Origin of the sequence: Oligoflexus tunisiensis (assembly GCF_001748245.1) — a bacterium.
Lineage (GTDB): Bacteria > Bdellovibrionota_B > Oligoflexia > Oligoflexales > Oligoflexaceae > Oligoflexus > Oligoflexus tunisiensis.
Genome location: NZ_BDFO01000001.1, coordinates 3670478 through 3682919, shown reverse-complemented (window position 1 = coordinate 3682919; position 12442 = coordinate 3670478). Strand labels below are relative to the sequence as shown.

General features: G+C 56.3%; 12 protein-coding genes. 5 read left to right on the top strand and 7 right to left on the bottom strand.

Annotation, left to right across the window (positions count from 1 at the left end; all coding sequences use genetic code 11):
* Positions 1-6 precede the first annotated feature (6 nt).
* The gene (locus tag OLTU_RS15385) at positions 7-513 is read right to left on the bottom strand and encodes a hypothetical protein (RefSeq protein WP_141733652.1); all 507 of its coding nucleotides are present in this window, start codon (positions 511-513) and stop codon (positions 7-9) included.
* 443 nt (positions 514-956) lie between these two features.
* Here OLTU_RS15385 and OLTU_RS15380 point away from each other — a divergent pair, with 443 nt between their 5' ends.
* On the top strand, positions 957-2828 hold the full coding sequence (locus tag OLTU_RS15380; RefSeq protein ID WP_141733651.1) for an acyl-CoA dehydrogenase family protein: 1872 nt from the start codon (positions 957-959) through the stop codon (positions 2826-2828).
* A gap of 331 nt (positions 2829-3159) precedes the next feature.
* Complete coding sequence (locus tag OLTU_RS15375) at positions 3160-3687, top strand: HNH endonuclease (protein WP_141733650.1); 528 nt, start codon at positions 3160-3162, stop codon at positions 3685-3687.
* 3 nt (positions 3688-3690) lie between these two features.
* Here the strand turns inward: OLTU_RS15375 and OLTU_RS15370 are convergent, their stop codons facing one another.
* On the bottom strand, positions 3691-4773 hold the full coding sequence (locus OLTU_RS15370; RefSeq protein ID WP_141733649.1) for a S1C family serine protease: 1083 nt from the start codon (positions 4771-4773) through the stop codon (positions 3691-3693).
* A gap of 281 nt (positions 4774-5054) precedes the next feature.
* On the opposite strand from OLTU_RS15370, the gene OLTU_RS15365 reads away from it, so the two are divergent.
* The gene (locus tag OLTU_RS15365; RefSeq protein WP_218110058.1) at positions 5055-5696 is read left to right on the top strand and encodes a peptidylprolyl isomerase; all 642 of its coding nucleotides are present in this window, start codon (positions 5055-5057) and stop codon (positions 5694-5696) included.
* Positions 5697-5753: 57 nt separating this feature from the next.
* Here OLTU_RS15365 and OLTU_RS15360 read toward each other — a convergent pair whose 3' ends face one another.
* The 4 genes from OLTU_RS15360 to OLTU_RS15345 are packed head-to-tail and all read right to left on the bottom strand — an operon-like array spanning position 5754 to position 8700.
* On the bottom strand, positions 5754-6050 hold the full coding sequence (locus OLTU_RS15360; protein WP_141733648.1) for a hypothetical protein: 297 nt from the start codon (positions 6048-6050) through the stop codon (positions 5754-5756).
* Between the two features lie 57 nt (positions 6051-6107).
* Positions 6108-6905 (bottom strand): ABC transporter permease, encoded by a 798-nt coding sequence (locus OLTU_RS15355; RefSeq protein ID WP_141733647.1) that lies wholly within the window; start codon positions 6903-6905, stop codon positions 6108-6110.
* Positions 6906-7706, bottom strand: a complete 801-nt coding sequence (locus tag OLTU_RS15350; protein ID WP_176736649.1) for an ABC transporter permease — start codon at positions 7704-7706, stop codon at positions 6906-6908.
* The gene (locus tag OLTU_RS15345) at positions 7699-8700 is read right to left on the bottom strand and encodes an ABC transporter ATP-binding protein (RefSeq protein ID WP_141733645.1); all 1002 of its coding nucleotides are present in this window, start codon (positions 8698-8700) and stop codon (positions 7699-7701) included. The genes OLTU_RS15350 and OLTU_RS15345 overlap by 8 nt, the downstream gene beginning before the upstream one ends.
* 126 nt (positions 8701-8826) lie before the next feature.
* Here OLTU_RS15345 and OLTU_RS15340 point away from each other — a divergent pair, with 126 nt between their 5' ends.
* Complete coding sequence (locus tag OLTU_RS15340; protein ID WP_141733644.1) at positions 8827-9417, top strand: 7TM diverse intracellular signaling domain-containing protein; 591 nt, start codon at positions 8827-8829, stop codon at positions 9415-9417.
* 99 nt (positions 9418-9516) lie between these two features.
* A complete protein-coding gene (locus tag OLTU_RS32910; protein WP_141733643.1) occupies positions 9517-10950 on the top strand; it encodes an SDR family NAD(P)-dependent oxidoreductase in 1434 nt (477 codons plus the stop codon).
* A gap of 108 nt (positions 10951-11058) precedes the next feature.
* Here the strand turns inward: OLTU_RS32910 and OLTU_RS15330 are convergent, their stop codons facing one another.
* Positions 11059-12078, bottom strand: a complete 1020-nt coding sequence (locus OLTU_RS15330; RefSeq protein WP_141733642.1) for an alkaline phosphatase D family protein — start codon at positions 12076-12078, stop codon at positions 11059-11061.
* Between the last annotated feature and the right edge of the window lie 364 nt (positions 12079-12442).

The window sequence follows — 12442 nt, the reverse complement described above, 5'->3', positions numbered from 1 at the left end:
AGGCGATCATTCAGGGGCGCCGTTATCAATCCATTTTTTCAGATTGGCGAGACTGCCGTCGGAAATACAGATGCTCTGCGGGGGATCCTTGTGAGGTTTCACCGTACAGCCCACCGAAACCGCCGAGGCATCCAACACAGCGACCACCAGGGATTCCGAGGACTTGCCCGCATTGATGAGGGGCGTGGTCAGGCAACCACCCAGAGTAATCTGAGCCTGATCCCAGTCGGGGTAATCGTTCACCGTTTTGCCAACCAGGTTCGCATGGAAGGCTTCCTGGGTCCGCAGATCAGGGCCACCCAGGGTTCCCGTGGCATTCACCCCATGACAGGTTCCACAACGCCCGGAAAACACGTTGGTCCAGAGCGAGTCGAAGGTGGCTTCGGCGACGACGGCATTGGCTGAGGCGCAGGGCGCGGCGTCTTCCTCTTTGCTGTCTGATCCGCAGGCGCTTAAACCGAGGGCAAAGAGCAAAGAGAGGCCGACTTTGAGGGTCCGTTGGAGCAAGATCATAAGGTTCCTCTACAGCTGGGGTCTGGCACACAATAAGTCTAGGGACCTCATGCGGAAAAGTAAAGCGCCGGTCCGCGGGCCATTCTGACTAGACCAAACCTAATAGTCCCGGGGGCAGAGTGCCGCCGAAAGCGTACCTGTAAGCCTGGACAAGTATTCCGTTTTTCAGAATACACTGTAGACTCTTTATTTTAGACCGAAAGCATAACTGGGAACCCAGATCCGCCTTCGTCAGCGTAAAATTCCCTGACAGGGGGACCCGCGGTAGGCAGAACGTGTGTACGCAGACCGACGCCGGCAACCAGCCCAGGACTGCGATGCAGCAAGGATTCGATCACGGAACGCGGTACGGAAGTTTCGTTGATTTCTGCAGGGCAAGAGTTTACTGTGTCAGCATTCGCCCACACGATGATGTCATGCGACGAGAACATTGAGGTTGTACCATGAAGAACAAACAGAATTTTTTTACTGACAATCCCGACATCGCTTACCACATGAGTCCCAAGCGGATGAGCGAACTGTTCGCGTGGATGTCTGACGCTGAAAAGGAAGCCATCGGCGTGTCCACCGCGGAAGAGTTTCGCAAGAATTGGCTCGATATCGGCCAGGTCGTGGGCGAATTCGCGGGGACCACTCTGGAGAACAATAACCAGAAAGTGGCCAAGGAAGATCTGAAGCTCGAGAACGGCGAGGTGATTTTTCCCAAAACCGTCCAGGAGAATATTCGCATCTTCAAGGAAATGGGTGGACCAGGCATGTCCATCCGCTCGGAATTCGGCGGGATGAATGCGCCGTTTACCATGGAACTTTCCGGCTTTGAATGCATCTACCGCGCCTGCCCTTCCACAGCTCTGAATGTCTGCTGGTATGGTTCGATCGCGACGGTGATCGACCAGTTCGGCAGTCAGGAAATGAAAGAGGAATGGATTCCCCAGATCGCGTCGGGCGAAGTATCCGGTTCGATGTCACTGACCGAACCCGATGTGGGCTCCGACCTGGCCGGCATGCGCACCTATGCGGAAGAGCAGGGTGATGGCACCTGGCACATCTACGGTAACAAGCAATTCATCAGTAACGGTTGCGGCGAGATCAGCCTGGTTTTGGCCATGAATCAAAAAGGTGCCAAAGGCCTGAAGGCGATCAACCTTTACCTTGTACCCCGCAAGATGAATGGCCAGAATAACTATGAAGTGGCGAAGATAGAGGAAAAGCCTGGTCTGCACGGTTCCGCCACCTGCGCTCTGAAATTTGAAAAGAGCGTGGGCTATCTGATTGGCGAGAACGGCAAGGGCTTCCACTACATGCTGCACCTGATGAACGAAGCCCGTCTCGGCGTCGCCTTCCAGGCTCTCGGCGTGATGGAAGCATGCTATCGTTTGTCGCGTGATTACGCCCATCAGCGGGAAGCCTGGGGCAAGCCCATTGCGAAACACGAAATGATCGCTGAGCGTCTCTACGATATGGAAGTGGAGCTGAAGGCCTTCCGCAGTCTTTGCTATCGCGCGGCGCATTATACGTCTCTGATCGCCCTCGGCGACCGCCGTCTGGCTGAAGATAACCTGCCCGAAGCCAAACGCCAGGAGATAACGTCCAAACTCGATTATTACAAGCGCAAGGTGCGTGAATGGACTCCGCTGGTCAAGTGGTGGGGCGGTGAGCGTTCCTACGTCTATGCCCGCAACGCGGTGCAGATTCACGGCGGCTATGGTTTCACCACCGAATACAAAGCCGAATGGTGGCTGCGTGAAAGTTTGATCCTGAGTATCTACGAAGGCACTTCGGAAATTCAATCTTTGATGGTGATCAAGGACACCGTGAAAGACATCATGAACAATCCGAAGGATTTCGTGGAAATCACGGTCGGAACCCGCGTGATGGCTTTGGCCGAAAAAGACTGGCTGATGCGTCGTTACTTCAAGATGCGCCAGACCTTTAACCTCGCCCTGGTTTCCATTTTCTTCAAGCTGGTGAAGACCAAGGTCAAGAGCAAGTTCTCGGCCGACAAGCCCGCTGATCTGATGAAACTGCTCAAACTCATTGGCCCTGAGCTGGTGAAATTCGACAATCTTTCGCCTGCCCTCTTGCATGCCGGGCGAATTGCCGAAATGAAATCCATCCTCGCGATTGCGCATTCCGTAATCAAGGATGCCGAGCGCGACGAAAGTTTCCGTTATGCGGCTGAACGCTTTGTGAACAAGTACGGGCCAGTCATGGGCCAGATCAAAGCGCAGATCGATATGGATGACGAGTATTTCCAGGAGCAGATCCTGGGTGAGAAGGAGGAGATGGCGAAGGCCGCGAATAGCGAGAGCTAAAAAGGTTTTGAAGTCGCCTAAAATAAAGAGGGAGTGGGTTTCCCCTCTCCCTCCCAGTCACCGCCTGACCTTCAGGTTGACGATGAATCCGTAGTTCCTGATGAGCTGCACTGTTTCAGCAGCTCCGACTGAAGGCTGGCGAGGCGACCCTACCGCAAGTTCCGCCCCGGGTAAAGCGGAATTAGGCATCCAAAGCTTTTCTGGCACGCTACTTTTTGACTAAACTTTCGCGGCCTCTTGATGATATGCTGGACCTATGGCCAAAAATCCTGGGTTAATAAGCATCATAATCGCCTGATACTGTTCAGTGTGCGCGCGAGAGGTGAAGCAAATGAAGACGCTTGTCCTGAATTCCGGTTATGAACCGGTGCGAGTCGTCAGTTGGCAGAAGGCAATGATTCTGCTGCTGACTGAGAAGGCGGAACTTGTCAAAGCTTACGACAGTTTCGTTCGTTCTGCAAAGAAGGCTTACTCCCGACCTCAGATCATCAAACTCAAACGGTACATCAAGTCCTTTACCGCCGCCGCCGGCGCCGTGACTTACTCCCGCCACAACGTCTTCCGCCGCGACAAGTATCACTGCCAGTACTGCAACAAAAAGCTCAACGAGAAATCCGCCACCATCGATCACATCATCCCCAAGTCCAAAGGAGGAACAGATACCTGGGAAAACACGGTATGCGCGTGCATTGCCTGCAATTCGAAGAAAGGCAACAGGACTCCGGAGGACAGCCAGATGACACTGGTCCGCAAACCGCGACGTCCGAGTCTGAAGCATGCGCTTAAGGAACTGATGGATGAGTTTGATTGCGAGGCATGGGGACTCGAAGGCGTGAACGGCAACTTCGAGCCCACGTAGCGTTTAGCGGGCGTTCATGTCCACGAGCTGCACGGGGAGGCTGCGACGCTTGCCCTCCCGAATGAAAGTGACTTTCACCGTATCACCCACCTGATAAGAATCCAGCGTATTCAAAAGATCATCGAAGGAACGAATCTTCTTGTCGTCAACGCCAATGATGATATCGCCGAGGATAATATCACCGTTGCGGGTCCGATGCGTTCCACGGAGTCCTGCGCGCGCCGCGCCTCCCCCATCCGCCACGACCCGGATGATGACGCCTTCAATGTTCAGCTGCCGGTTGATGCTGCTGTCGAAGGGCTCAAAGCCCAGGCTCGGTTGAATCACGCGACCGTTCTTGATGATCTGGGTCACGATGCGATTGATAGTGTTGGCGGGCAGTGCGAAGCCAATGCCTTGCGAGGCGCCACTTTCTGAGAAGATCATGGTGTTCATGCCGAGCAGGTAGCCGCGACTGTCGAGCAGCGGCCCCCCGGAGTTGCCGGGATTGATGGAAGCATCCGTCTGAATCATGTCGCGGATGGTGTTGCCACCAAAGCCAGGAATCGACCGACCCAGAGCCGAGACCACGCCTTCAGTCAGCGTCTGATCCAAACCAAAGGGGCTGCCGATGGCGATCGCTTTTTGTCCCACGAAGATGCGACTCGAATCGGCCAGGGGAAACCGGCTCATGCTGCGGGTCGCTTCCGGCTTCACCCTCAGAACGGCGATATCCTTTCTTTGATCAAAGCCCACGACCTTGGCCGGAAGGCTTTTACCATTCTTAAAGGAGATGGTGATGCGATCGGCGTCCTGAATCACATGAAAGTTGGTCACGATGGTTCCATCGTTATCCCAGATGAAGCCGGATCCGGTCCCGGCAGGAACTTCGGTGACGTCAAAGGAAAAGAATCCCACCCGGGCATAGCGCAGGTTGCTGACGTTGACCACGCGCGCTGAGGTGCGTTCGAATACTTCGATGGTGTTCCGCTCGGATGGCAGGAGGTAACCGTAGTCTTCCGGGCCCGCAGACTGGGAAGACGCCTGGGCCCACGCCGCTGTGGTGACAAGACCGCAGGCAAGAAGCCACAGCACATGTTTTCTCATTGACCCTCCTCAGATAGCGTTCCCCTTATTATACCGGAGGTTTCTGCCAGAAGGTAAGGAATGTCCCTGCCCCTCGACATCATCGGGCCGTGCAAGTCCCTGTTCCTCCAAGGTGAAGTCCTTTGTTTTGTGGTCTTTCCCGTGGATCATCCCCCAGGTCCTGGCCGGGAAGGCCGCGGCGGGGCCTCTTTTCCCACTGCGTCACATAAACCAGATTTATTTCAATCAGTTGGGATGCTAACCTGATGGACTTGGAATTATCGCCATCGGAGGAGTTTGCGATGCTTATCTCACGCTGTTTCGCTTTGACTTTGGGAATGACTTTGGCTTTGCCGGCTCTGGCGGCTGATGAAAAGAAGGCGCCGGCCAAGGTCGAAGCCACGACCAAAAAAGAGAAGGATCCAAAAGAAGTAACCCGGAAATGCTTCTTCGACATCAACATCGACGGCAAACCTGCTGGAAAAATTGTAATCGGCTTGTTTGGCAATACCGCGCCTAAGACTGTTGATAACTTCATGGAAATCTGCATCGGTCAGAAGACTGCTAAGAACCCCAAAGGTTTGACCTACAAGGGGAGCAAGTTCCACCGCATCATTCCTCAGTTCATGCTGCAAGGTGGAGACATCACCCAAGGCAACGGCATGGGCGGGGAATCAATCTACGGCCGTACCTTCCCTGACGAAAACTTCACTCTGAAGCATGAAGGCCCAGGTTATCTCAGCATGGCCAACGCGGGTCCGAATACGAACGGCTCCCAGTTCTTTATTACTACGGTTACCACCCCATGGCTGGATGGTCGTCATGTCGTCTTCGGCCAGGTTAAGGAAGGCATGGATTTGGTCATGAAGATTGAGAAACTTGGCACCCAGAGTGGCAAGCCTCAAAAAGAAGTGACGATTGCTGCGAGTGGCGAGAAAAAATAAGCCTCTGCACCCTGTTTCATGCGAGGACGGGCCACCGTCCTCCAACAGGCAGAATGGTTACTCGAGGAAGCGGAGTCCGTACCGCACAACCTTGTCATCCAGGACACGTTCCCAAACGACTTCGGCTTTCAGCGGAGCCATCTTGCCAACTTTAAAACGATAGACCGAACCCTTCGTCAAGCCCACCGCCCGCAAACAGGCTATCCCGAATCCACCCATCGGCGACTCCTCGACCAGAAGAGCGACTTCCTGGAAATGGAACTCGGAACTTTGCGCATTTTTGTCGATTTGCACAAAATCCCCACTGTCGGGATCGAAGCGGATATATTTGCGTTGCTCCTGATGATCTGGCATGCGGCCCCCTTCTATTAACTCTGGAGTTATTATAGCAGGAATGGCGGGACGGAGAACCTAACTCGACGCCGACTCGTAACTCCTCAACCCCAACCGCCAAAAAAAACGTATAGCCGCCCAAATCACAAGCATCATCACCAGCATTCCCAGCAAATCCCGGGCATGCTCCGAGGGATTCAGAAGCGCCTTCACCGGCGTGCTCCCTACCAGCAGCACAGGAATGACCAGGGTAAAGAAGCGCCGCGCCGCCCCCCGATAAACGAAGTCCGGCCAACGCGAAATGTTCTGCAGCTGCATCCGAAGAAAGTTGATCCCGAAGGCCTCGACTGTCCAAAACATCAGCATCGAAATCAGGATCTCCATGGAGACAAGGAAGATGAGCGAAAAGACCACCAGAAACGGCAGACTTACCCACTGCCCCAGCCCCAGGTCCACCGCACGCCCGAAATGAATCAGGAACGCCCAGGGCGTTACGAAGTTGATCATGGTGGCGGGCCGTATGTACCGGAAGAATAAGGAAAATAAAGTATTCAGAGGCCGCAAAAGCACAAAGTCCAGCCGCCCCGTTCGCAGGTCAAAGGAGAAGTTCCAGAAGCTCTCACTGACAAAGGTCATATGCAGATGATCGACCGCCAGCATGAAGGCGGTAAAGAACATGAACTCGTTTCTCCCCCAGGGACCGATCACCGCAACATGATCAAAGATGAAGGACACCGAGCCGAGGGTACTGAAATAAAAAAGCTGGTCCATCAGGATCAGCAAAATGAAATGCATCCGATAGCTGCTCGCCTCGGCAAAGGCATTGCCCACAAATTCCTTATAGACCCCCAGGTACCGCACAAGCCACCGCACCATCTACATCCCCGCTGCTGTATAGAGCCTCAGCCCCCGTCGCCACACCACATAGGACAGTAAGCCCACCACCCCCAGCCAGGCGCTCACCGTCACCACCCCCAGCAGGAGCGGCTCCGTCCAGGTCCCCATAAAGATCTTCACCGGCACATAGGTCAGATAGGGAAAGGGGGTCCACTGCAAAATCCGCACAAGCCAGTCCGGATAAATCTCAAGGGGCAGGATGGCCCCCGACATGAATTGGGCCAGGGTCACAAACATCACCCGCAGCACCCAGGTCTCCTCCAGCCAGAAGGCCGCCAGCCCCAGAACAAAGCTCACCTGATACCAGAAGAGCCCCATCAAAAGGGAAAAGCCGATCCCCTGCAGGACCCCCAGCCAATCCCAGGGCCCCAGCATGCCCGTCACTCGTAGGATCCCGAGCGTGATCAGAGCCACCAGCAACTGGAGCACCTGAAAGGCGATAAACCCCGCCGTATGAAACTGCCAGAAGCCAAAGGGATAGACGAGGTAACTCGAGATGCGCCCGAGCCGGATATCCTCCGCCAGGTTCATATTCTGAAAACCCTGGGCCAGAAATCCAACGATCATCCCCCAAATCTGATAATCCAGCATGGCCTTCAGATCGTAACCCTGGATGGTCGTCACCCCTTCGAGCTCATAGATCGACCGCCAGAGATTGTACTTCACGAAAAAGAAGACCAGGGTCGGTCCAATGACCAGCAGCAGAAAGTTCAGCTTGTAAGCCAGATGCCGGCTCCAGCTGATCCGAATGGTCGCCAGCCATTTGCCGAGTTCAGCCAAGGGCCGCCTCCCCCCGGAGGAGATGCGGATTCGCCAGGAGGGCATTCATCACCCGCTCGATCGGGAGCTGCTCCATACTGAAATCCGTCACCGGAAAATTCTGCAGAATGGCCACCGCCACTTCCCGCAGCTGACTTTCGGGTATGCGCAGGTCGACCCGGGTGCGGGTCTCATTCCAATGCGGATCCCAGCGTTCAAAGAATTCCGCGCCGCCCACCGCCTGTTCAAAACTCACGCGCACGTACTTCTCGCGACCGAGGATCACCGAGAAATCGTGGATCGACCCATCGAAGCGTTTGGTCCCGTCCAGCACGAGCACGATCCGATCACAGAGCGCATCGACATCGGCCATGTAATGGGAGGTCAGGATCACGGTCGTCCTATGCTGGGCCTGCCAGGCGGCGATGAAGTCCCGCATGTTGCGCTGGGCGACAAGGTCGAGGCCGATGGTCGGCTCATCAAGGAAGAGGATCTCAGGCTGGTGCAGAAGACAGGCGATCAGCTCCATCTTCATCCTTTCCCCGAGCGAAAGTTTCCGCACGTGGACCTTGAGCATCGGTTCGACCGCCATCAGCGCGGCGAGTTCCCCGAGGCGCTTGCGAAAATCCCTTTCGGGAATCTCATAATACTTCTGCAGGAGCAGAAAGGAATCCATGGCCGGGATGTCCCACCAGAGCTGGGACTTCTGGCCCATGACCAGGGCGATCTTTTTGCGAAAGGCCTGCTCCCTTTCAAAGGGCACATGACCGGCGACCTTGATGCGGCCCTGACTCGGCACGATAATTCCGGCAAACATCTTCATGAGGGTGGTTTTGCCGGCGCCGTTGGGCCCGAGCAGCCCGACCATTTCCCCGCGCCCGACCGTCAGGTCGAAACCGTGAACCGCCGCGCGCGTATCGTAGCGACGCTTGAAGAGAGAAAGAAGCGAGCCCTTGATACCGGGATCCTTTCGATAGACGCGGAATTCCTTTCGCAGGTCCTGACATTCGATCATGCTGTCCTCAAGCCTGGGTCAACGGAGGGGAAGATTAACAGGGACCGTCCCGAAAGGCGACCTTTGATCTTGAGCCGGAGTGCGGGACGGACGGATAATAAGGAGACACAAATATGGGAAGTCACAATGCCAATAGGACCCAACGCAATCGATGCGGTCGTCCTCGGTGCGCTGTCGCTGACGGGCCTTTCTCTCCTGCTCCTCCATGCCTTCCGCCGTCATGATCCGGCGCGCGGGGCCTTCGGTGGATTCTGTCTCGCGCTGCTCGGTCTGCGGCTGCTGAGCAGGAGCCACCTGGATCCCGATCTTATCCTGCGTCTCGACCCCATTGCGTCGGCCGCAACGGTTCCCCTTCTTATGCTGTATGTTCAGTCCCTCTTTCCGCGGAAATGGTTTCAGGGCATGACCGCCTTCACCTGGGCTTATGTCATTCCCTACGCGGTGATTCTTGCGGTTTATCCGAACGAACAGCTGCACCCGATTATTCCGGTCATGGAGAAATTCTCCTGGCTCTCCCTGATGGCGACGCTCCTGGTCGCGGTGCAGGTCCGTCAGGAGCAGGAGCCCGGGTCCACCCTGCTTCTCATCGGGCTGGGTTTTCTCACCTTTGGGTTCTGGCCGCATGAGCTTGCGCCCTTGTCCCTTTTGCCTTTCATCGTCTCTCAGCTCTGGCTGCTCGTTCGGTGGCGGAACAAGGCTGGCCCGACACGCCCTTAACGAGTAGCCGCGCGCGTCTCAGGGATTTTACGAGCCAGGAATCAGGGTATCTTTTCCCTCCGGTTTCGCTAGAATTGGCCGGGAGCAGGGAGGATTCCGATGAGCAGCATTTCCTTTGAACAGTCCCTTGAGATCCAGCGCCCGCTATCGTTTGTCTATGCGTACCTCAGCGATTTCAGCAACACCGCCTCCTGGGATCCCAGCGTGCTGCAGGCGCAGAAGACGACGCCCGGGCCGCTGCAGGTGGGGACGCACTTTGATATTCAGGTGAAATTTGCCTGGACTCAGATCAGTTTGAATTACCACATCACGGATATGCAAAAGGATCGTTACCTCGAGCTCAAGGGGATGGCGGACACCTACAGTCTGGTCGATCGGATTCGTTTCGAAGGGGATGAGACGCGCTGCACGGTTCACTATCAGGTCGATGTCTATTATCAGGAGCCGATGGCCCGGCTGGCTCCGATCTTTGCGCCGCTCGTCAAAGCCAATGCGGAGCAGGCGCTGCGCACCCTGAAACGCACACTCGAAGGCGAATCCACCGACTGGCAGCCGACCGCCTGGACGAAGCTGAGTGATCGACTGGTGCTGCCCGGACTTCTTAAATTCACCCGGCGGGGCTTCATGGCGAGCAAGAGCCGCTGGACCGGGATCGTCACCGACCTTTCCCGGAAAAATATTCTGATCACCGGCGCGACCTCGGGGATTGGAGCGGCGGCGGCGCGGAGTCTCGGGCGTCTGGGTGCGAATCTTATCGTGGTGGCGCGCAATGAAAAGAAGGCCCAGCATTTCAGTGAGCTTCTCGTGAGCGAGGGCTGCCAGCCGCCGCGGATTGAGATTGCGGACCTGAGTCTCATGCAGGATGTTCAAAATCTCATCAAGCGTCTTCTGGAGCGGGAGGAGCCCATTCATGTGCTCATCAATAACGCCGGCGCTCTTTTCAATCAGCGGGTGGTGACCGCCGAGGGCATTGAGCAGTCCTTTGCCACGCTGCTGCTCTCCCCTTATCTGCTGACCGAGGGATTGAAACCGCTTTTGGAAAAAGCCGGCGGGGCCCGGGTCATCAACGTAACCTCGGGGGGCATGTACACGCAACCGATCGTGCTGCAGGACCTGGAATCCGAGCAGGAGGATTACAACGGCACCAAGGCCTATGCTCGGGCCAAGCGGGGGCTGGTCGATCTAACGGAAATCTGGGCCCGGGAATGGAAGGACGCCGGCATTATCGTGCACAGCATGCATCCGGGCTGGGCGGATACTCCGGCGGTTTCGCATTCGCTGCCGAAGTTTTATGAAAAAACGCGGGCCTGGCTCCGGACTCCCGAGCAGGGGGCGGACACCATCGTCTGGCTTGCGGCGACCCCCGAGGCGGCGGAGACCACGGGACTCTTCTGGCTGGATCGCACACCGCACAGCACGGCGATTTTTCCGGGAACGAAGAGCAGCCCGGAGACCCAGGCGGCGTTGCGATCCAAACTGAATGAGTATGTTCAGAGGTTTCGCGAGACGCCGCGGGGGAATCAGCGGGCATGAGGGCGGACGATGCCGCGAGGCGCCGTTGACCACTGGCGGGGCGTTCCCCACACGAATCGGAGAAACGCCGTTCATGCCTGGCGTGGCGTTCCCCACCCTCACGTCATCTCAATACGAAAACTGTGTCGTCAGCTCCTGGTAAACCTCCGCCCCTTCCGCCGAATGCAACCCGAGCTGCACCTGGGGACCTGTGCCGGTCCAGTCGATGGTGATCATTCCAAAGTTCCTGCGACCGACCGTCTTCCCCACCCGCTCCGGACAGGGAAGTGTGATGCCTAGGGAATGGGTCAGGCCACTCGACATGATTTCGTAAACCGGTTTGCCGTTCGGCATGATGATGCGATACATCTCCCCCATGTGCCGATCCCCGCTCATCAGAACACAGGGTTTGTCGGTGGAGGCGAGCAGATTATAGAGCCGCTGCCGCTCCTCCGGAAATCCCCGCCAGCCTTCAAGCCCGCCGATGACGATGGGTGAGCAGACGTTCAGACTGGAGCCGATCAGAATGAGGTCGGCGTCGGAGCCGGCGATTTCCTCTTCCAGAAATTCCCACTGCAGATCCCCGAGCAGCGAGCGCCGGGTCAGGTTTTTATCCAGGAAGTAACGCAAATCGAGGAGGATGACCTGGGTCTTCTGTCCGCTGGGACCGAAGCTGTAACTTTGAAAAACCCCGGGCCGTCCCCAGACCGGATTATCGTGGGCGACATCCAGGAAATTCAGCATGAGGGTTTTGCTGCCGTCCTTGTCCACGTAACTGGCATCGGCGTTGTTATCGTAATAGTCATGATCATCCCAGGTGCCAAGGACGGGAACCTGGTCGATGAACGTTTTGTAATCGGGATTTTCCTTGAGCGATTGATACCAGCCTTCGCGATCCTCGATCGAGGCCTTGTTCGCATAGATCGTGTCACCGAGCCAGATCCAAAGCTGGGGATTTTCCCGGGCGACCCAGCGCCAGTGGGCTTGATCCTTGGTTTGATTGTTACAGGAACCGAAGGCGATGCGCCGCAGCGGTTCATCAGTACGCAGGGTGGGACGGCGGGGAACAGACGCAAGCAGGGATTTTGGTAACAAGGGGGCCGCGGCCGCTGCCATGAGGCAACGACGGACGAATAGTCTCCGATCCATGAGCTTACTCACTGTTATTGTTATTTATTTCTGAGCCCATTGAAGCATAAAACCAAAAAGAGCGCATAAAGATTCGTGCGGCGCTAGTTTTTATAAACTGTTCAACAGATCCGCTATCACAAATCACGCATGGCGTTGAGGCAGGTGATCGTGAAATGCAGCGCCGCCCCTTCGGGGCTGACGGGGTTGAGTGGATTATGGGGGTTCAGATTACGGGGGTTGAAGGGACCGCCCCTTCGGGGTTGAGTGGATTGTGGGGGCGCAGATCAGCGGGATAACTTCGGTTGCTGGAAGGGACGCCCCTTCGGGGCTGACGGAGGTCGGCCGGCTGATGGACGTCGGCCGGCTGATGGACGTCGGCCGG